Source organism: Enterobacter sp. Taxon_2, assembly GCF_058355295.1.
In genome coordinates this window covers 4,246,950-4,268,120 of the sequence record NZ_CM178024.1, presented here as the reverse complement: position 1 = coordinate 4,268,120, position 21,171 = coordinate 4,246,950, and the positions used below count along the sequence as shown (strand labels likewise).

General features: G+C 54.1%; 17 protein-coding genes and 2 tRNA genes. 18 read left to right on the top strand and 1 reads right to left on the bottom strand.

Features of this window, described 5'->3' with window-relative positions:
• Window positions 1–85: 85 nt before the first annotated feature.
• The 6 genes from rlmE to AC4IC4_RS20240 all read left to right on the top strand — a co-directional run bounded on the left by rlmE (window position 86) and on the right by AC4IC4_RS20240 (window position 5,678).
• On the top strand, window positions 86–712 hold the full coding sequence (rlmE, locus tag AC4IC4_RS20265) for a 23S rRNA (uridine(2552)-2'-O)-methyltransferase RlmE (protein ID WP_003861812.1): 627 nt from the start codon (window positions 86–88) through the stop codon (window positions 710–712).
• Window positions 713–814: 102 nt separating this feature from the next.
• Window positions 815–2,749: an ATP-dependent zinc metalloprotease FtsH gene (gene ftsH, locus AC4IC4_RS20260; protein ID WP_010436002.1), complete on the top strand. Its 1,935-nt coding sequence runs from the start codon at window positions 815–817 to the stop codon at window positions 2,747–2,749.
• Between the two features lie 98 nt (window positions 2,750–2,847).
• Window positions 2,848–3,696, top strand: coding sequence for a dihydropteroate synthase (gene folP, locus AC4IC4_RS20255; protein WP_024906364.1), 849 nt, complete (start codon window positions 2,848–2,850; stop codon window positions 3,694–3,696).
• The gene (gene glmM / locus AC4IC4_RS20250; protein ID WP_024906365.1) at window positions 3,689–5,026 is read left to right on the top strand and encodes a phosphoglucosamine mutase; all 1,338 of its coding nucleotides are present in this window, start codon (window positions 3,689–3,691) and stop codon (window positions 5,024–5,026) included. Before folP ends, glmM begins: the two co-directional genes overlap by 8 nt.
• A 223-nt stretch (window positions 5,027–5,249) precedes the next feature.
• Entirely contained in the window at window positions 5,250–5,582 is a 333-nt protein-coding gene (gene secG / locus AC4IC4_RS20245) for a preprotein translocase subunit SecG (protein ID WP_023333590.1), read from the top strand.
• A 9-nt stretch (window positions 5,583–5,591) separates the two neighbouring features.
• A tRNA-Leu gene (locus AC4IC4_RS20240) sits at window positions 5,592–5,678 on the top strand.
• Between the two features lie 153 nt (window positions 5,679–5,831).
• On the opposite strand, the gene argG is transcribed toward AC4IC4_RS20240, so the two are convergent.
• Window positions 5,832–7,178, bottom strand: a complete 1,347-nt coding sequence (gene argG / locus AC4IC4_RS20235; RefSeq protein WP_014833433.1) for an argininosuccinate synthase — start codon at window positions 7,176–7,178, stop codon at window positions 5,832–5,834.
• A gap of 287 nt (window positions 7,179–7,465) precedes the next feature.
• On the opposite strand from argG, the gene AC4IC4_RS20230 reads away from it, so the two are divergent.
• From AC4IC4_RS20230 to mtr, 12 genes are all read left to right on the top strand, one after another.
• Window positions 7,466–7,542, top strand: a tRNA-Met gene (locus tag AC4IC4_RS20230).
• 207 nt (window positions 7,543–7,749) lie between these two features.
• Window positions 7,750–8,202, top strand: a complete 453-nt coding sequence (rimP, locus tag AC4IC4_RS20225) for a ribosome maturation factor RimP (RefSeq protein WP_014833432.1) — start codon at window positions 7,750–7,752, stop codon at window positions 8,200–8,202.
• A 28-nt stretch (window positions 8,203–8,230) separates the two neighbouring features.
• Complete coding sequence (nusA, locus tag AC4IC4_RS20220; protein WP_003861798.1) at window positions 8,231–9,733, top strand: transcription termination factor NusA; 1,503 nt, start codon at window positions 8,231–8,233, stop codon at window positions 9,731–9,733.
• 24 nt (window positions 9,734–9,757) lie between these two features.
• On the top strand, window positions 9,758–12,445 hold the full coding sequence (gene infB, locus AC4IC4_RS20215; protein WP_032650375.1) for a translation initiation factor IF-2: 2,688 nt from the start codon (window positions 9,758–9,760) through the stop codon (window positions 12,443–12,445).
• An 89-nt stretch (window positions 12,446–12,534) separates the two neighbouring features.
• Window positions 12,535–12,939 carry a 30S ribosome-binding factor RbfA gene (gene rbfA, locus AC4IC4_RS20210; RefSeq protein ID WP_003024988.1) on the top strand — a complete coding sequence of 135 codons (405 nt, stop codon included), beginning with the start codon at window positions 12,535–12,537 and terminating at the stop codon, window positions 12,937–12,939.
• On the top strand, window positions 12,939–13,889 hold the full coding sequence (truB, locus tag AC4IC4_RS20205; RefSeq protein ID WP_048992082.1) for a tRNA pseudouridine(55) synthase TruB: 951 nt from the start codon (window positions 12,939–12,941) through the stop codon (window positions 13,887–13,889). Before rbfA ends, truB begins: the two co-directional genes overlap by 1 nt.
• Before the next feature lie 154 nt (window positions 13,890–14,043).
• Window positions 14,044–14,313 (top strand): 30S ribosomal protein S15, encoded by a 270-nt coding sequence (rpsO, locus tag AC4IC4_RS20200; RefSeq protein WP_003861789.1) that lies wholly within the window; start codon window positions 14,044–14,046, stop codon window positions 14,311–14,313.
• Between the two features lie 242 nt (window positions 14,314–14,555).
• Window positions 14,556–16,694, top strand: a complete 2,139-nt coding sequence (gene pnp, locus AC4IC4_RS20195) for a polyribonucleotide nucleotidyltransferase (RefSeq protein ID WP_024906369.1) — start codon at window positions 14,556–14,558, stop codon at window positions 16,692–16,694.
• A 108-nt stretch (window positions 16,695–16,802) separates the two neighbouring features.
• Window positions 16,803–17,687 (top strand): lipoprotein NlpI, encoded by an 885-nt coding sequence (gene nlpI / locus AC4IC4_RS20190; protein WP_023309331.1) that lies wholly within the window; start codon window positions 16,803–16,805, stop codon window positions 17,685–17,687.
• Window positions 17,688–17,794: 107 nt separating this feature from the next.
• Complete coding sequence (gene yrbN / locus AC4IC4_RS20185) at window positions 17,795–17,875, top strand: protein YrbN (RefSeq protein WP_100122156.1); 81 nt, start codon at window positions 17,795–17,797, stop codon at window positions 17,873–17,875.
• Window positions 17,868–19,763: a DEAD/DEAH family ATP-dependent RNA helicase gene (locus AC4IC4_RS20180; RefSeq protein WP_491471802.1), complete on the top strand. Its 1,896-nt coding sequence runs from the start codon at window positions 17,868–17,870 to the stop codon at window positions 19,761–19,763. The genes yrbN and AC4IC4_RS20180 overlap by 8 nt, the downstream gene beginning before the upstream one ends.
• Window positions 19,764–19,905: 142 nt before the next feature.
• Window positions 19,906–21,150 carry a tryptophan permease gene (gene mtr, locus AC4IC4_RS20175; RefSeq protein ID WP_491471801.1) on the top strand — a complete coding sequence of 415 codons (1,245 nt, stop codon included), beginning with the start codon at window positions 19,906–19,908 and terminating at the stop codon, window positions 21,148–21,150.
• The last annotated feature ends 21 nt before the right edge of the window (window positions 21,151–21,171 follow it).

Genomic DNA, 21,171 nt, shown 5'->3' with positions numbered 1-21,171 from the left:
ACCGCCATCTCCCTTATATCGCCAAATAGCTGCGTAGAAATTTACGTCACAGGCAAGCAACGATGAACCAGGACGGAAATGTTAAATGACAGGTAAAAAGCGTTCTGCCAGCTCCAGCCGCTGGCTCCAGGAACACTTTAGCGATAAATATGTTCAACAGGCACAGAAAAAGGGGTTGCGTTCCCGTGCCTGGTTTAAACTTGATGAAATACAGCAAAGTGACAAACTTTTTAAGCCGGGGATGACGGTTGTTGACCTCGGCGCGGCACCTGGCGGATGGTCCCAGTATGCGGTCACGCAGATCGGCGGAACGGGCCGAATCATCGCGTGCGATCTTTTACCAATGGATCCCATCGTCGGTGTCGACTTCCTTCAGGGCGACTTTCGTGATGAATTAGTGCTGAAAGCGTTACTAGATCGTGTAGGTGACAGTAAGGTCCAGGTTGTCATGTCAGATATGGCACCAAATATGTGCGGAACACCGGCGGTGGATATCCCCCGCGCCATGTATCTGGTGGAGCTAGCGTTAGAAATGTGTCGTGATGTACTAGCGCCTGGTGGTAGTTTTGTTGTGAAGGTGTTTCAGGGCGAAGGTTTCGAGGAGTATCTTAAGGAAATTCGCTCCCTGTTTGCGAAGGTCAAAGTTCGTAAGCCGGACTCTTCCCGGGCCCGTTCCCGTGAAGTGTATATTGTAGCGACCGGGCGAAAATGATAGCCGGGAGATTTCAGACGAAAGTTTGAATGAAACTGGATATAGAGTATCCTGACGCTGTTTTTAACACAGTTGTAATATGAGGTTAATCCCTTGAGTGACATGGCGAAAAACCTAATACTCTGGCTGGTCATTGCCGTTGTGCTGATGTCAGTATTCCAGAGCTTTGGGCCCAGCGAGTCGAATGGCCGCAAGGTGGATTATTCTACCTTCCTGCAGGAGGTCAATCAGGACCAGGTTCGCGAAGCGCGTATCAACGGACGTGAGATCAACGTTACCAAGAAAGATAGTAACCGTTACACGACTTACATCCCGGTGAACGATCCTAAGCTGCTTGATAACCTTCTGACCAAAAACGTCAAGGTAGTTGGCGAGCCGCCAGAAGAACCAAGCCTGCTGGCTTCTATCTTCATTTCCTGGTTCCCGATGCTGCTTCTTATCGGCGTCTGGATCTTCTTTATGCGCCAGATGCAGGGCGGCGGTGGCAAAGGTGCCATGTCGTTCGGTAAGAGCAAGGCGCGTATGTTAACGGAAGATCAGATCAAGACCACTTTTGCAGACGTTGCCGGGTGTGACGAAGCGAAAGAAGAGGTCGGCGAACTGGTTGAATACCTGCGTGAACCGAGCCGTTTCCAGAAGCTGGGCGGTAAGATCCCGAAAGGCGTGCTGATGGTTGGCCCTCCGGGTACCGGTAAAACCCTGCTGGCGAAAGCCATCGCGGGCGAAGCGAAGGTGCCGTTCTTTACTATTTCAGGTTCTGACTTCGTTGAAATGTTCGTGGGTGTCGGTGCATCTCGTGTGCGTGACATGTTCGAGCAGGCCAAGAAGGCAGCGCCGTGCATTATCTTCATCGATGAAATCGACGCCGTAGGCCGCCAGCGTGGCGCAGGTCTGGGCGGTGGTCACGATGAACGTGAACAGACGCTAAACCAGATGCTGGTTGAGATGGACGGCTTCGAAGGTAACGAAGGTATCATCGTTATCGCGGCGACTAACCGTCCGGACGTACTTGACCCTGCGCTGCTGCGTCCAGGCCGTTTCGACCGTCAGGTTGTTGTGGGTCTGCCGGACGTTCGCGGTCGTGAACAGATTCTGAAAGTTCACATGCGTCGCGTACCACTGGCACCAGATATCGACGCGGCAATCATTGCGCGCGGTACCCCGGGCTTCTCCGGTGCGGACCTGGCTAACCTGGTCAACGAAGCAGCTCTGTTTGCCGCTCGCGGTAACAAGCGCGTGGTGTCCATGGTGGAGTTCGAGAAAGCGAAAGACAAAATCATGATGGGTGCGGAACGTCGCTCCATGGTGATGACGGAAGCGCAGAAAGAGTCCACGGCATACCACGAAGCGGGTCACGCGATTATCGGTCGCCTCGTGCCGGAACACGATCCGGTGCATAAAGTGACGATTATTCCGCGCGGTCGTGCGCTGGGTGTGACCTTCTTCCTGCCTGAAGGCGACGCGATCAGCGCCAGCCGTCAGAAACTGGAAAGTCAGATTTCTACCCTCTACGGTGGTCGCCTGGCAGAAGAGATTATCTACGGTGTGGAACATGTTTCTACCGGTGCGTCCAACGACATCAAAGTCGCGACAAACCTGGCGCGTAACATGGTGACGCAGTGGGGCTTCTCCGACAAACTCGGTCCGCTGCTGTATGCAGAGGAAGAGGGTGAAGTCTTCCTGGGCCGTTCTGTGGCGAAAGCGAAACATATGTCCGATGAGACGGCACGTATCATCGACCAGGAAGTAAAATCTCTGGTAGAGCGTAACTATGCACGTGCGCGCCAGATCCTGAACGACAATATGGACATCCTGCATTCGATGAAAGATGCGCTCATGAAGTATGAGACCATCGATGCACCGCAGATTGACGACCTGATGGCGCGCCGTGAAGTACGTCCGCCAGCAGGCTGGGAAGACCCAGGCGCTTCCAATAATTCTGACAACAATGGCACCCCGCGTGCGCCGCGTCCGGTTGATGAACCGCGTACGCCAAACCCGGGCAACACCATGTCAGAACAGTTGGGCGATAAGTAAGTTACTGCTGTTGACGCGTTTGTCTGTACCTCAAACCCTGGAGCTTGCTCCGGGGTTTTTCATTTCTGTTTAACCATATAGATATCAGGGATTTCGCCATGAAATTATTCGCTCAGGACTCGCATCTCGATCTTTCACATCCCCATGTGATGGGGATCCTGAATGTTACCCCTGACTCCTTCTCTGACGGCGGCACGCATAACACGCTTATCGAGGCGGTTAAGCACGCGAATTTAATGATTAATGCGGGTGCGACCATCATTGACGTTGGCGGCGAATCGACGCGTCCTGGTGCGGCGGACGTGTCTGTGGAAGAAGAGCTGGCGCGCGTCGTGCCGGTGGTTGAAGCGATTGCACAGCGGTTTGAAGTATGGATCTCCGTTGATACCTCCAAACCCGAAGTGATTCGTGAAGTGGCGAGAGTGGGCGCTCACATTATTAATGATATTCGCTCACTCACCGAGCCTGGCGCACTTGAAGCCGCGGCAGAGACGGGGTTACCGGTATGCCTGATGCACATGCAGGGCCAACCGAAAACCATGCAGGAAGCACCGAAGTATGACGATGTCTTTGCCGACGTGAATCGCTTCTTTATTGAGCATATTGCACGCTGTGAACGTGCAGGTATCCCAAAAGAGAAATTGCTGCTCGACCCGGGGTTCGGTTTCGGTAAAAATCTCTCCCACAACTATGCGTTGCTTGCGCGCTTATCGGAATTCCATCATTTTGGCCTGCCGTTACTGGTGGGGATGTCGAGAAAGTCGATGATTGGGCAGTTGCTGAACGTGGGGCCGAGCGAACGCCTGAGCGGCAGCCTGGCCTGCGCAGTGATTGCGGCGATGCAGGGTGCGCACATTATTCGTGTCCATGACGTCAAAGAAACAGTAGAAGCCATGCGTGTGGTGGAAGCCACACTGGCAGCGAAGGAAAACAAACGCTATGAGTAATCGTAAATATTTTGGTACCGACGGTATCCGTGGGCGTGTAGGCGATGCTCCCATCACCCCTGATTTTGTCCTGAAGCTCGGCTGGGCTGCTGGCAAGGTACTGGCGCGTCATGGCTCACGTAAAATTATCATCGGTAAAGACACCCGTATTTCGGGCTATATGCTGGAGTCCGCGCTTGAAGCGGGTCTGGCGGCTGCCGGACTGTCCGCCTCCTTTACGGGTCCAATGCCAACGCCTGCAGTCGCGTATCTGACGCGCACCTTCCGTGCGGAAGCGGGGATTGTCATTTCGGCTTCTCACAACCCGTTCTATGACAACGGCATTAAATTCTTCTCCATTGACGGCACCAAGCTGCCGGATGACGTGGAAGAGGCGATTGAAGCCGAAATGGAAAAAGAGATCACCTGTGTTGATTCCGCAGAGCTGGGTAAAGCGAACCGTATCGTCGATGCGGCGGGGCGTTACATCGAATTCTGTAAAGGTACCTTCCCGAATGAGCTGAGCCTGGCTCATCTGAAAATTGTGGTGGACTGTGCGAACGGTGCGACCTACCACATCGCCCCAAATGTTTTCCGCGAACTGGGTGCGAAAGTGATCGCCATTGGCTGCGAGCCGGATGGTCTGAACATTAACGAGCAGGTGGGTGCAACTGACGTTCGTGCTCTGCAGGCGCGTGTTCTGGCGGAGAAAGCCGATCTGGGTATTGCGCTGGACGGCGACGGTGACCGTGTGATCATGGTTGACCACGAAGGTAACAAGGTCGACGGCGATCAGATCCTCTACATCATTGCACGTGAAGGTCTGCGTCAGGGCCAGTTGCGCGGCGGTGCGGTAGGTACTCTGATGAGTAACATGGGCCTGGAACTGGCGCTGAAACAGCTCGGTATTCCGTTCGTTCGCGCGAAAGTGGGTGACCGCTACGTGCTGGAAAAACTGCAGGAGAAGGGCTGGCGCATCGGTGCAGAAAACTCGGGTCACGTCATCCTGCTCGACAAAACTACCACTGGTGACGGTATCGTGGCCGCGCTGCAGGTGGTTGCCGCGATGGCGCGCAACCATATGAGCCTGCACGATCTGTGCAGCGGGATGAAAATGTTCCCACAGATCCTGGTGAACGTGCGCTTTACTGCTGGCAAAGGCGATCCGCTGGAAAATGAGAACGTCAAAGCGGTGATGGCTGATGTTGAAGCGGCTCTGGGCAGCCGTGGACGCGTGCTGCTGCGTAAGTCCGGTACCGAACCGCTGATCCGCGTGATGGTGGAAGGCGAAGACGAAGCGCAGGTCACCGAATTTGCGCACCGTATTGCGGATGCGGTGAAAGCTGCATAATCTTGCACGCTAAATGTTTAAAAAGGCGGCGCTTGCCGCCTTTGTTTTAAGCAATTTATGGCTTTTTGCTGTTTTTTTCCGCAGTTGATACAATGCGTCGAAAATGCCCTTGCGAAGGTCATTCGCTTTGGTTAGTATTCACACCCGCTTCAGTGGGAAACAGAAATCCTGCTAATTGGTCGAAGCATTGGTATGCGGCAAATCCGCAAGGAACAGGTTGATTATGTACGAAGCTCTTTTAGTTATTTTCCTTATTGTAGCCATCGCTCTCGTAGCGCTGATTATGCTGCAGCAAGGTAAAGGCGCTGATATGGGAGCCTCCTTCGGAGCAGGCGCTTCCGGTACGCTGTTCGGTTCAAGTGGTTCTGCGAACTTCATGACCCGCACAACGGCGATTCTGGCTACGCTGTTCTTCATCATCAGTCTGGTGCTTGGCAATATCAACAGCAACAAGACCAGCAAAGGAAGCGAGTGGGAAAACCTGAGCGCGCCAGCAAAAACTGAGCAGACTCAGCCAGCTGCACCGGCTAAGCCAACCAGCGATATCCCGCACTAAGTATTCTGTACCGAGGTGGTGGAATTGGTAGACACGCTACCTTGAGGTGGTAGTGCCCTAACGGGCTTGTGGGTTCGAGTCCCATCCTCGGTACCAATATTCCAGAAGAAAGACGTCGAAAGACGTCTTTTTTTTCGTCTGTATATTGTGGTAGCGGGCAAAATGGCGGGTGGCGCTGCGCTTACCCGCCCTACAAATACCAAATAAAAAAGGCGCCTGTTGGGCGCCTTTTGCATGTCTTGCTGTCGATTACTTCTTATCGCTGTGTTCCAGGTTTTCAACCTGCGGCAGGCCGTTCCCGGAGCTGGCGGAGAGCAGGCCATTTTCAACATAGTTGAACAGCTTCTCACGTGTATCGGTGATGTCCAGGTTACGCATGGTCAGCTGACCAATACGATCGTCCGGTGAGAATACGGATTCACCTTTCTCCATAGTCAGACGCTCTGCTTTATAGGTCAGGTTGTCAGACACGGTGTTCAGGATGGAGTAGTCGTTACCGCGACGCAGTTCCAGCGTCACTTCACCGGTGATCGCGCTTGCCACCCAACGCTGCAGCGCATCACGCAGCATCAGCGCCTGTGGATCGAACCAGCGGCCCTGATACAGCAGTTTGCCCAGCTGACGGCCATGAGAGTGATACTGCTCAATGGTGTCTTCGTTGTGAATGCCGGTCAGCAGACGCTCGTAAGCGATGTGCAGCAGCGCCATTCCCGGGGCTTCATAAATGCCACGGCTTTTCGCTTCGATGATACGGTTTTCAATCTGATCGCTCATGCCCAGACCGTGACGACCGCCAATACGGTTAGCTTCCAGCATCAGCTCAACATCGTCAGAGAAGGTTTTACCGTTCAGCGCAACCGGATGACCGCGTTCGAAACGTACGGTCACTTCTTCTGCCGGGATCTTCACGTTCTCGTCCCAGAACTTCACGCCCATGATCGGGTTAACGATCTTCACGCTGGAGTTCAGGAATTCCAGGTCTTTCGCTTCATGCGTCGCACCCAGCATGTTGGAGTCGGTGGAGTAAGCTTTCTCGACTGACATCTTATAGTCGAAACCGCAGGCGATCATAAACTCGGACATCTCATGACGACCACCCAGCTCGTCGATGAAGTCGGTGTCCAGCCAAGGTTTGTAAATCTGCAGCTCGGCGTTGGTCAGCAGGCCATAGCGATAGAAGCGTTCGATATCGTTACCTTTATAGGTGCTACCGTCACCCCAGATGTTGACGCCGTCTTCTTTCATCGCCGCAACCAGCATGGTGCCGGTGACCGCACGGCCCAGCGGGGTGGTGTTGAAATAGGTCAGACCGCCGGTGGTGTTATGGAATGCACCACACTGAATCGCCGCGATACCTTCCGCGACCAGTTGCTTACGGCAGTCAATCAGGCGCGCGTTCTCTGCACCATACTCTTTAGCGCGACGAGGAATGGCATCATAGTCGTCCTCATCCGGCTGACCCAGGTTCGCAGTATAGGCATACGGAACCGCTCCCTTCTGGCGCATCCACAGCAGTGCAGCGCTGGTATCCAGGCCACCTGAGAAAGCGATGCCAATACGTTGTCCTACCGGAAGATGCTTGAGAATCGTCGTCATAGAATAAAACCCTGCTTGATTGACTGATTAGAGACCGCTTTCGCTCTCTTGTGCATTTTTATGCAAAATAAGTGAGTATTCATTTAATCATCTTTTGGCGAAGACCGGAAGAGAGTCGTGCGTTTTTTGTAAAAATTTTGGTCTGATCGATCTGGCGGAAGTCGCCTTGACAGGTGGGGTCAACTATCAATATACTAAACGCCGATTTTACGTCCCGTCTTCGGTACCAAATCCCAGCATTATTTGCAAATTCTGTCCAAAACGCGTAGAATTTGCCACGTTTCAGGCGCGGGGTGGAGCAGCCTGGTAGCTCGTCGGGCTCATAACCCGAAGGTCGTCGGTTCAAATCCGGCCCCCGCAACCACTTTCCCATAAAGTTCTTTTTCAAATATACTGTGAAGACTTAGAGCCTTCGTAGCTGGATTTGAAAAAATTCTTTCGGAAAGTGCTCCAGGCCACAGTTGTGGCTATAGGGTTCAGTTATCTAAAGCCCCGATTTATCGGGGTTTTTTGTTATCTGACTACAGAATAACTGGGCTTTACGCCCTTTTTTTATGTCTTGGGGGTGGGCTTGTCCACATTAGAGCAAAAATTAACAGAGATGATTACTGCACCGGTCGAAGCACTGGGCTACGAACTGGTCGGCATCGAATTCGTTCGCGGCCGTACATCGACGCTGCGCATCTATATTGATAGTGAAGATGGCATCAATGTTGATGATTGTGCTGATGTCAGCCACCAGGTGAGTGCGGTTCTTGATGTTGAAGACCCGATTACCGTTGCGTACAACCTGGAAGTTTCCTCACCTGGCCTCGATCGCCCGATGTTCACGGCCGAGCACTATGTGCGCTTTACCGGTGAAGAAGTGGCTCTCGTTCTGCGTATGGCCGTACAGAACCGCCGTAAATGGCAGGGAATTATCAAAGCCGTTGATGGTGAAATGATCACGGTGACAGTCGAAGGCAAAGATGAAGTGTTCGCGCTGAGTAATATCCAGAAGGCGAACCTGGTTCCCCACTTTTAACAGTCTGGATTGAGGTGAAAAGCCCGCGATGAACAAAGAAATTTTGGCTGTTGTTGAAGCCGTCTCCAACGAGAAATCACTGCCGCGTGAAAAGATTTTCGAAGCGCTGGAAAGTGCACTGGCTACAGCAACCAAGAAAAAATACGAACAAGAGATCGATGTTCGCGTAGAAATCGATCGTAAAAGCGGTGACTTCGATACATTCCGTCGTTGGGTAATCGTTGAAGAAGTGACCCAGCCGACGAAAGAGATCACCCTGGAAGCCGCCCGTTTTGAAGACGAAAGTCTGAACGTGGGTGACTACGTTGAAGATCAGATTGAATCTGTGACCTTCGACCGTATCACCACCCAGACCGCTAAACAGGTTATCGTGCAGAAAGTGCGCGAAGCCGAGCGCGCGCTGGTTGTCGATCAGTTCCGCGATCAGGAAGGCGAGATCATCACCGGCGTGGTGAAGAAAGTGAACCGCGACAACATCTCCCTGGAGATCAAATCCGAAGGGTTGCCGGGTAACGCTGAAGCCGTGATCCTGCGTGAAGATATGCTGCCGCGTGAAAACTTCCGCCCAGGCGACCGTATTCGCGGTGTTCTGTACGCCGTTCGCCCTGAAGCGCGTGGTGCACAGCTGTTCGTGACCCGTTCTAAACCAGAAATGCTGGTAGAACTGTTCCGTATCGAAGTACCGGAAATCGGTGAAGAAGTTATCGAGATTAAAGCGGCGGCTCGCGATCCGGGCTCCCGTGCGAAAATTGCGGTGAAAACCAACGACAAGCGTATCGACCCGGTCGGTGCTTGCGTCGGTATGCGCGGTGCGCGTGTCCAGGCAGTGTCTACTGAGCTGGGCGGCGAACGTATTGATATCGTTCTGTGGGATGACAACCCGGCGCAGTTCGTGATCAACGCAATGGCTCCGGCTGATGTGGCGTCTATCGTTGTTGACGAAGACAAACACACCATGGATATCGCTGTTGAAGCGGGCAACCTGGCGCAAGCAATCGGCCGTAACGGCCAGAACGTACGCCTGGCGTCACAGCTGAGCGGCTGGGAACTCAACGTGATGACCGTTGATGACCTGCAGGCTAAGCATCAGGCTGAAGCCCATGCGGCGATCGACACCTTCACTAAATACCTGGATATTGACGAAGACTTCGCCACTGTTCTGGTTGAAGAAGGTTTCTCTACGCTGGAAGAACTGGCCTATGTGCCAATGAAAGAGCTGCTGGAAATTGACGGTCTGGATGAACCAACCGTTGAAGCCCTGCGTGAACGCGCTAAAAACGCACTGACCACCCTGGCACTGGCTCAGGAAGAAAGCCTTGGCGATAAGAAGCCGGCTGATGACCTGCTGAATCTGGAAGGTCTTGATCGTGCGATTGCGTTCAAGCTGGCTGCCCGTGGTGTTTGTACGCTGGAAGATCTCGCTGAGCAAGGCGTTGATGACCTGGCTGATATCGAAGGTTTAACCGACGAGAAAGCCGGCGAGCTCATCATGGCCGCACGTAATATTTGCTGGTTCGGCGACGAAGCGTAATAAACTGTAGCAGGAAGGAACAGCATGACTGATGTAACTGTAAAATCGCTGGCTGCTGAGATTCAGACCTCCGTGGACCGCCTGGTACAGCAATTTGCTGATGCAGGGATCCCGAAATCCGCTGATGACTCGGTGACCGCGCAAGAAAAACAAACCTTGTTAACGCACCTGAACCGTGAACACGGTTCTACGCCTGACAAGTTAACGCTGCAGCGCAAAACGCGTAGCACGTTAAACATCCCTGGTACCGGTGGCAAAAGCAAATCGGTACAAATTGAAGTCCGCAAGACGCGCACCTTTGTAAAACGTGATCCGCAAGAGGCAGAACGCCTTGCCGCGGAAGAGCAGGCACAGCGTGAAGCGGAAGAACAAGCTCAGCGTGAGGCGGAAGCAACCGCCAAACGTGAAGCAGAATTAAAAGCTGAACGTGAGGCCGCAGAAAAAGCGAAACGCGACGCAAGTGATAAAGTGAAGCGTGACGCTGCGGAAAAAGACAAAGTGAGCAATCAACAGACAGACGAAATGACCAAAACCGCCCAGGCTGAAAAAGCCCGCCGTGAAAATGAAGCTGCCGAGCTGAAGCGTAAAGCGGAAGAAGAAGCCCGCCGTAAGCTGGAAGAAGAAGCTCGCCGCGTCGCCGAAGAAGCGCGCCGTATGGCAGAAGAAAACGAGAAGAATGGTGTGAATACCGTTGAGCCGACTGAAGACACCAGCGACTATCACGTGACCACTTCTCAGCATGCGCGTCAGGCTGAAGATGATAACGACCGTGAAGTGGAAGGCGGTCGTGGCCGTGGTCGTAATGCAAAAGCAGCGCGTCCGGCGAAAAAAGGCAACAAGCACGCTGAATCCAAAGCTGACCGTGAAGAAGCACGCGCGGCTGTTCGCGGCGGTAAAGGCGGTAAGCGTAAAGGTTCCGCTCTGCAGCAGGGCTTCCAGAAGCCTGCTCAGGCCGTTAACCGTGACGTCGTGATCGGCGAAACCATTACCGTTGGCGAACTGGCTAACAAGATGGCGGTTAAAGGCTCTCAGGTCATCAAAGCGATGATGAAACTGGGCGCCATGGCGACCATCAACCAGGTGATCGATCAGGAAACCGCACAGCTGGTTGCTGAAGAGATGGGCCACAAAGTTATCCTGCGTCGTGAAAACGAGCTGGAAGAAGCAGTAATGAGCGACCGTGATACTGGCGCTGCGGCTGAACCGCGTGCACCGGTTGTGACCATCATGGGTCACGTTGACCACGGTAAAACCTCTCTGCTTGACTACATTCGTTCTACTAAGGTTGCCTCGGGTGAAGCGGGTGGTATTACCCAGCACATCGGTGCATACCACGTAGAAACTGACAACGGTATGATCACCTTCCTGGATACCCCAGGCCACGCCGCGTTTACCTCAATGCGTGCTCGTGGTGCTCAGGCGACGGATATCGTTGTTCTGGTTGTTGCCGCAGACGACGGCGTGATGCCACAGACCATCGAAGCTATCCAGCACGCGAAGGCTGCAGGTGTGCCGGTTGTGGTTGCCGTGAACAAGATCGATAAGCCAGAAGCGGATCCCGATCGTGTTAAAAACGAACTTTCCCAGTACGGTATCTTGCCGGAAGAGTGGGGCGGCGAAAGCCAGTTCGTACACGTGTCTGCGAAAGCGGGTACCGGTATCGACGAACTGCTGGACGCGATCCTGCTGCAGGCCGAAGTTCTGGAGCTGAAAGCCATCCGTAACGGTATGGCGAGCGGCGCGGTAATCGAATCCTTCCTGGATAAAGGACGTGGCCCGGTTGCTACCGTTCTGGTTCGTGAAGGCACACTGCATAAAGGCGATATCGTTCTGTGCGGTTTCGAATACGGCCGCGTTCGTGCGATGCGTAACGAACTGGGTCAGGAAGTGCTGGAAGCGGGTCCGTCCATTCCAGTGGAAATCCTGGGTCTGTCCGGTGTTCCGGCTGCCGGTGACGAAGTGACCGTTGTGCGTGACGAGAAGAAAGCGCGTGAAGTGGCACTGTACCGTCAGGGCAAATTCCGTGAAGTTAAACTGGCTCGTCAGCAGAAATCTAAACTCGAGAACATGTTTGCCAACATGACCGAGGGCGAAGTTCACGAAGTGAACATCGTTCTGAAAGCCGACGTTCAGGGTTCTGTGGAAGCGATCTCCGACTCCTTGCTGAAACTGTCCACCGACGAAGTGAAAGTGAAGATCATCGGTTCGGGCGTAGGTGGTATCACCGAAACCGACGCTACCCTGGCTGCTGCCTCTAACGCTATCCTGGTTGGCTTCAACGTTCGTGCGGATGCGTCTGCGCGTAAAGTGATTGAATCCGAAAGCCTGGATCTGCGTTACTACTCCGTCATCTATAACCTGATCGACGAAGTGAAGGCCGCGATGAGCGGTATGCTGTCTCCTGAGCTGAAACAGCAGATTATCGGTCTGGCTGAAGTCCGTGACGTGTTCAAATCACCGAAATTCGGTGCGATCGCGGGCTGTATGGTTACCGAAGGTAACATCAAGCGTCACAACCCAATCCGCGTACTGCGTGACAACGTGGTTATCTACGAAGGCGAGCTGGAATCCCTGCGCCGCTTCAAAGATGACGTTAACGAAGTCCGTAACGGCATGGAATGTGGTATCGGCGTGAAGAACTACAACGACGTTCGCGTTGGCGATATGATCGAAGTGTTCGAGATCATCGAAATTCAGCGTACCATCGCTTAATTACCGATTGTAAGCCGGGATCGCCTCGCGCCACCCGGCAATAATTTCAAAAAGGGGCTTTAGCCCCTTTTTTGTCTGGAGAATTTATTATGGCGAAAGAATTTGGTCGCCCTCAGCGCGTAGCGCAGGAAATGCAGAAAGAGATCGCACTCATTCTGCAACGTGAAATCAAAGACCCACGCGTCGGCATGATGACCACCGTTTCCGGTGTGGAAATGTCCCGTGACCTGGCCTATGCCAAAGTGTTCGTCACCTTCCTGAACGATCAGGACGAAGCGGCAGTGAAAAACGGCATTAAAGCGCTGCAGGAAGCCTCTGGTTTTATCCGCTCCCTGCTTGGCAAAGCGATGCGCCTGCGTATCGTGCCTGAACTGACCTTCTTCTACGACAACTCGCTGGTCGAAGGTATGCGTATGTCCAACCTGGTGACCAGCGTGGTTAAACATGACGATGAGCGTCGTGTTAACCCGGCGGACGACAGCAAGGAGGACTGATGAGTCGTCCTCGTCGTCGTGGTCGCGACGTGCATGGTGTGCTGCTGCTGGATAAACCCCAGGGCGCTTCCAGCAACGACGTGCTGCAAAAAGTTAAGCGTATTTATAACGCCAACCGTGCGGGCCACACCGGCGCGCTTGATCCGCTGGCAACCGGCATGCTGCCGGTCTGCCTGGGAGAGGCGACAAAGTTTTCCCAGTACCTGCTCGACTCCGATAAGCGCTACCGCGTTATCGCTAAGCTGGGCCAGCGCACGGATACCTCCGACGCGGATGGCCAGGTGGTAGAAGAGCGTCCGGTGACCTTCAGCGCGGAACAGCTTGATGCTGCGCTGGAGAGCTTCCGTGGGGACACGATGCAGGTGCCGTCGATGTATTCGGCGCTGAAGTATCAGGGAAAAAAACTCTACGAATATGCGCGCCAGGGCATTGACGTCCCGCGTGAAGCCCGTCCGATAACCGTGTATGAGCTGCTGTTTATTCGCCACGAAGGTGATGAGCTGGAGCTGGAAGTGCACTGTTCGAAAGGGACCTATATTCGCACCATCATCGACGACCTCGGTGAAAAGCTGGGCTGCGGCGCACATGTGATTTACCTGCGCCGTCTGGCGGTGAGCAAGTACCCGGTAGAGCGGATGGTGACCCTGGAGCAACTGCGCGAGCTGGTAGAACAGGCGGAAGTGCAGGGGATCGCGCCGGCAGATTTGCTGGATCCATTGCTGATGCCGATGGACAGTCCGGCAGCGGACTTCCCGGTTGTTAATCTTCCTTTAACATCCTCCGTTTACTTTAAGAACGGCAACCCGGTTCGTACGGCGGAAGCGCCGCTGGAAGGACTGGTACGCGTGACCGAAGGCGACGAAGGGAAATTCATCGGTATGGGCGAAATGGATGGTGAGGGGCGCGTTGCGCCGCGTCGTCTGGTCGTCGAGTATCCGATCGAAGCATGACGGTGATGACGGCTCACCTTGCGATAAGCAGGGGAGACGAGTAGAATATCGCCGCTTAACGCCTGGTAAATTGTTTAACAATCTGCGGGGCGTACATGGGGTCGCTGAATTAGAGATCGGCATCCTTACATTCTTTATACTTTGGAGTTTGAAAATGTCTCTAAGCGTTGAAGCTAAAGCTAAAATCGTTTCTGAGTTTGGTCGTGGTACTAACGACAGCGGTTCTACCGAAGTTCAGGTTGCACTGCTGACTGCACAGATTAACCACCTGCAGGGTCACTTTGCAGAGCACAAAAAAGATCACCACAGCCGTCGTGGTCTGCTGCGTATGGTTTCTCAGCGTCGTAAACTGCTCGACTACCTGAAACGTAAAGATGTTGCACGCTACACCGCGCTGATCGAGCGTCTGGGTCTGCGTCGCTAAGTCTTGCGAGTTTCAGAAAAGGGGGCCTGATGGCCCCTTTTTTCAACCAGACGGCAGCAATTCACTGGAAACTATTGTATTGTTGCTATAAATGATCTTCATTGCAGAGGTTCGCGCGGCTAATGAGAGGCTTCACCCATGGGGGTGTTGGTTGTCATTAGTCGCGAGGATGCGAAGAAGGTCGGGTTAAATCGACAGCACACCGGTGGTGTGCTGTCAAACATTTAAGAAAGGACAGAACTTTGCTGAATCCGATCGTTCGTAAATTCCAGTATGGTCAACATACCGTCACGCTGGAAACCGGCATGATGGCTCGTCAGGCTACTGCTGCCGTTATGGTAAGCATGGATGACACTGCGGTATTCGTTACCGTTGTTGGCCAGAAAAAAGCTAAACCAGGTCAGGACTTCTTCCCGCTGACCGTTAACTACCAGGAGCGTACCTACGCTGCCGGTAAAATCCCGGGTGGTTTCTTCCGTCGTGAAGGCCGTCCAAGCGAAGGCGAAACCCTGATTGCGCGTCTGATTGACCGCCCGGTTCGTCCACTGTTCCCGGAAGGCTTCGTTAACGAAGTACAGGTTATCGCGACCGTTGTTTCCGTTAACCCGCAGGTTAACCCGGACATCGTAGCGATGATCGGTGCGTCCGCTGCTCTGTCACTGTCTGGTATTCCATTCAATGGTCCAATCGGTGCCGCGCGCGTTGGCTACATCAACGACCAGTACGTGCTGAACCCAACCCAGGAAGAGCTGAAAGAAAGTAAGCTGGACCTGGTGGTTGCGGGTACTGAAGCGGCTGTACTGATGGTTGAATCCGAAGCTGAACTGCTGAGCGAAGACCAGATGCTGGGCGCTGTGGTATTTGGCCACGACCAGCAGCAGATCGTTATCCAGAACATCAACGACCTGGTGAAAGAAGCCGGTAAACCACGTTGGGACTGGCAGCCAGAAGCGGCAAACGACGCGCTGAACGCACGCGTTGCTGCACTGGCAGAATCTCGTCTGAGCGATGCATATCGCATCACTGACAAACAGGAGCGTTACGCTCAGGTTGACGTGATCAAGTCTGAAACTATCGCGACCCTGGTTGCGGAAGATGAAACGCTGGACGCTAATGAGCTGAGCGACATCCTGCACGCTATCGAGAAAAACGTTGTTCGTAGCCGCGTACTGGCAGGCGAGCCGCGTATCGATGGCCGCGAAAAAGACATGATCCGTGGTCTGGATGTGCGTACTGGCGTTCTGCCACGTACTCACGGTTCCGCGCTGTTCACCCGTGGCGAAACGCAGGCGCTGGTTACCGCGACCCTGGGTACTGCACGTGATGCGCAGATCATCGACGAACTGATGGGCGAGCGCACTGACAGCTTCCTGTTCCACTACAACTTCCCTCCGTACTCCGTAGGCGAAACCGGTATGGTTGGCTCGCCGAAGCGTCGTGAAATTGGTCACGGTCGTCTGGCGAAGCGCGGCGTACTGGCAGTCATGCCAGAAGCAGACAAATTCCCGTACACCGTACGTGTAGTGTCTGAAATCACCGAATCCAACGGTTCCTCTTCCATGGCTTCCGTGTGTGGTGCCTCTCTGGCGCTGATGGATGCAGGCGTGCCAATCAAAGCCGCCGTTGCGGGTATCGCAATGGGCCTGGTGAAAGAAGGCGACAACTTCGTTGTTCTGTCTGACATTCTGGGTGACGAAGACCACCTGGGCGATATGGACTTCAAAGTAGCGGGTTCCCGCGAAGGTATCTCTGCACTGCAGATGGATATCAAAATTGAAGGTATCACCAAAGAGATCATGCAGGTTGCTCTGAACCAGGCTAAAGGTGCGCGTCTGCACATCCTGGGCGTGATGGAACAGGCGATTAACGCGCCGCGTGGCGACATTTCTCAGTTCGCTCCACGTATCCACACCATCAAGATCAATCCAGACAAGATCAAAGATGTTATCGGTAAGGGCGGTTCCGTAATCCGTGCGCTGACCGAAGAGACTGGCACCACCATCGAAATCGAAGATGACGGTACTGTGAAGATCGCAGCAACCGACGGCGAGAAAGCGAAATTCGCGATCCGTCGCATCGAAGAAATTACTGCAGAAATCGAAGTGGGCCGTGTCTATGCAGGTAAAGTGACCCGTATCGTTGACTTTGGCGCGTTCGTTGCCATCGGTGGCGGTAAAGAAGGTCTGGTTCACATCTCTCAGATCGCTGACAAGCGCGTTGAGAAAGTGACTGATTACCTGCAGATGGGTCAGGAAGTACCGGTGAAAGTTCTGGAAGTTGATCGCCAGGGCCGTATCCGTCTGAGCATTAAAGAAGCAACCGAGCAGTCTCAGCCAGCTGCTGCGCCAGAAGCACAGGCAGCAGAACAGCAAGGCGAGTAAGTTGCCATTTGCCCTCCGCTTTGCGGAGGGCCTATTATCAGGCAGGACGCCTTGTTAAGCCGCCGGGGGACAGGACGTTCATCCAATAGTTGTCTTCGGGAGTGGGAAATGAAGCCTTTTTTGCGCTGGTGTTTCGTTGCGACAGCTTTAACGCTGGCAGGATGCAGCAACTCTGCCTGGCGTAAGAGCGAAGTCCTCGCAGTGCCATTGCAACCGACTTTGCAGCAGGAAGTGATCCTGGCACGCATGGAACAAATACTTGCCAGTCGGGCTTTAACCGATGAAGAACGCGCACAGCTTTTATATGAGCGCGGAGTGTTGTATGATAGTCTCGGTCTGAGGGCATTGGCGCGGAATGATTTTTCACAAGCGCTGGCTATCCGACCTGATATGCCTGAAGTATTCAATTACTTAGGCATTTATTTAACGCAGGCAGGCAATTTTGATGCTGCCTATGAAGCGTTTGATTCTGTACTTGAGCTTGATCCAACTTACAACTACGCGCACTTGAATCGCGGTATCGCATTGTATTACGGCGGTCGTGATAAGTTAGCGCAAGATGATCTGCTGGCGTTTTATCAAGACGATCCTAATGATCCTTTCCGTAGCCTGTGGCTTTACATCGTTGAGCGGAAGCTCGATGAGAAGCAGGCAAAAGAAGCACTGAAACAGCGCTTCGATAAATCGGACAAGGAACAGTGGGGATGGAACATTGTCGAGTTCTACCTGGGCAACATTAGCGAAGCAACGCTGATGGAACGCCTCAAGGCGGACGCAACGGATAACACCTCGCTCGCTGAGCATCTCAGTGAAACCAACTTCTATTTAGGTAAGTACTACCTAAGTCTGGGGGATATGGACAGCGCTACGGCACTGTTCAAATTAGCGGTTGCTAACAACGTACACAACTTCGTTGAGCACCGTTATGCATTGTTGGAATTATCGCTCTTGGGCCAGGAGCATGACGACCTGGCAGAATCGGACCAGCAATAGCTGACGACATAAACATCAGCCCGTAATCTTTTGATTGCCATCACCTTAACTGGTGAGGGCGTTGTTGTTCGTCAATACACCTACTTTGAGCCGGTTCACACTTTTCAATGAAAATTGCTAATCATTTTCACGATGAGCTAAGTAGACTGGCCGCCATTGACATTGAGGCACTCGTACTACATGGCTGAATTCGAAACCACTTTTGCAGATCTGGGCCTGAAGGCTCCTATCCTTGAAGCCCTTAACGATCTGGGTTACGAAAAACCATCTCCGATCCAGGCTGAGTGTATCCCACACCTGCTTTCTGGTCGTGACGTGCTGGGCATGGCCCAGACTGGTAGCGGTAAAACTGCAGCATTCTCGCTGCCGCTGCTGAACAACATTGATCCGGACCAGCGTGCACCGCAGATCCTCGTTCTGGCTCCAACCCGTGAACTGGCTGTTCAGGTTGCAGAAGCCATGACGGAATTCTCTAAACATATGCGCGGCGTAAACGTGGTTGCCCTGTACGGCGGCCAGCGTTATGACGTGCAGTTACGCGCCCTGCGCCAGGGCCCACAGATTGTTGTCGGTACGCCGGGCCGTCTGCTGGATCACCTGAAGCGCGGTACCCTGGACCTCTCTAAACTGAGCGGTCTGGTACTGGATGAAGCAGATGAAATGCTGCGTATGGGCTTCATCGAAGACGTTGAAACCATCATGGCGCAGATCCCGGACGGTCATCAGACCGCGCTGTTCTCTGCAACCATGCCGGAAGCTATCCGTCGCATTACCCGCCGCTTCATGAAAGAGCCGCAGGAAGTGCGTATTCAGTCCAGCGTAACCACTCGCCCGGATATCAGCCAGAGCTACTGGTCTGTGTACGGCATGCGTAAAAACGAAGCGCTGGTACGTTTCCTGGAAGCGGAAGATTTTGATGCGGCGATTATCTTCGTTCGTACCAAAAACGCGACCCTGGAAGTGGCTGAAGCCCTGGAGCGTAGCGGCTACAACAGCGCAGCGCTGAACGGTGACATGAACCAGGCCCTGCGTGAGCAGACTCTGGAGCGTCTGAAAGACGGTCGTCTGGATATCCTGATTGCCACCGACGTGGCAGCACGTGGTCTGGACGTTGAGCGTATCAGCCTGGTTGTTAACTACGACATCCCGATGGATTCCGAGTCTTACGTTCACCGTATCGGCCGTACCGGTCGTGCGGGTCGTGCTGGCCGTGCACTGCTGTTCGTTGAGAACCGCGAGCGTCGTCTGCTGCGTAACATCGAACGTACCATGAAGCTGACTATTCCAGAAGCGGACCTGCCAAACGCAGAGCTGCTGGGCAAACGCCGTCTGGAAAAATTCGCCGCCAAAGTACAGCAGCAGCTGGAAAGCAGCGATCTGGATCAGTACCGCGCGCTGCTGTCGCAGATTCAGCCTGTTGCTGAAGGCGAAGAGCTGGATATGGAAACCCTGGCTGCAGCACTGCTGAAAATGGCTCAGGGTGAACGTAGCCTGATCGTGCCACCAGATGCGCCGATGCGTCCTAAGCGTGAATTCCGCGACCGTGACGATCGTTTCGAACGTCGTGGCGACCGTAACGATCGTGGCCCACGTGGTGACCGTCCAGAGCGTGGTGGTGAAGACCGTCCACGTCGTGAACGTCGCGACGCAGGTGATATGGAGCTGTACCGCATTGAAGTGGGCCGTGACGATGGCGTTGAAGTTCGTCACATCGTTGGCGCGATCGCTAACGAAGGCGACATCAGCAGCCGTTACATCGGTAACATCAAGCTGTTCGCATCCCACTCTACCATCGAGCTGCCAAAAGGCATGCCGGGCGAAGTGCTGCAGCACTTTACGCGTACCCGCATCCTGAACAAGCCGATGAACATGCAGCTGCTGGGCGATGCACAGCCACGTCCTGACCGTGGCGGCGAACGTCGTGGCGGTGGTCGCAGCTTCGGCGGCGAGCGTCGTGAAGGCGGCCGCAGCGAAGGTCGCGGTGGTGAAGGTCGTCGTTTCTCCGGCGAGCGCCGCGAAAACCGTGGCCCGCGTCGTGAAGAAGGTACCAGCCGTCGTCGTTTCGGTGACGCGTAAGCCTTACGCTTCTGACGTAAAGTAAAATATACAGCCCCGATATATGCTATCGGGGCTTTTTTTATTCCCTTTGTACTCTTGTACTGGTACAGTGCGTCACATTAAAATGCAGAACCGCATGATTGACTGGAGAAAAGGCTGTATGGCGACACTAACCACCACCCAAACGTCACCTTCGCTGCTTGGCGGCGTGGTGATCATCGGCGGAACCATTATAGGTGCCGGGATGTTCTCCCTGCCCGTGGTCATGTCCGGTGCGTGGTTCTTCTGGTCGCTGGCTGCGCTGGTCTTTACCTGGTTCTGTATGCTCCATTCCGGGCTGATGATCCTCGAAGCAAACCTGAACTACCGCATTGGCTCCAGCTTCGACACCATCACCAAAGATCTGCTGGGCAAAGGCTGGAACCTGGTTAACGGGCTGTCCATCGCCTTTGTGCTCTATATCCTGACCTACGCGTATATCTCGGCGAGCGGTTCGATTCTGCATCACACCTTCTCTGAGATGTCGCTGAACGTTCCGGCGCGTTTGGCCGGGCTGTGCTTTGCGCTGGGCGTGGCGTTTATCGTCTGGATGAGTACCAAAGCGGTAAGCCGGATGACGGCAATCGTACTGGGCGCGAAGGTCATCACCTTCTTCCTGACCTTCGGCAGCCTGCTGGGGCACGTGACGCCCGCCACGCTGTTTAACGTTGCCGAAGTGAATACCTCCTATACGCCGTATCTGCTGATGACGCTACCGTTCTGTCTGGCGTCGTTCGGCTACCACGGCAACGTGCCGAGCCTGATGAAGTACTACGGCAAAGATCCGCGCACCATTGTGAAGTGTCTGGTCTACGGCACGCTGCTGGCGCTGGGGCTGTACGTCATCTGGCTGCTCGGGACGATGGGCAACATCCCGCGCCCGGAGTTTATCGGCATTGCCCAGAAGGGCGGTAACATCGACGTGCTGGTGCAGGCCCTGAGCGGCGTGCTGAACAGCCGCAGCCTGGATTTGCTGCTGGTTATTTTCTCTAACTTTGCGGTGGCGAGCTCTTTCCTCGGCGTAACCCTGGGCCTGTTTGACTACCTGGCGGATCTGTTTGGCTTTGATGATTCTGCGATAGGGCGTTACAAAACCGCGCTGCTGACCTTCCTGCCGCCGATTGTGGGTGGCCTGCTGTGGCCGAACGGCTTCCTGTACGCCATCGGCTATGCCGGACTGGCGGCCACCATCTGGGCGGCAATAGTGCCCGCACTGCTGGCGCGTAAATCACGTAAACGCTTCGGCAGCCCGAAATTCCGCGTCTGGGGCGGTAAGCCGATGATTGCGCTGATTCTGGTGTTCGGTGCTGGCAATGCGCTGGTCCACGTGCTGTCGAGTTTTAACCTGCTGCCTGTGTATCAATAAACAGAAAGCCCGGTGGCGCTG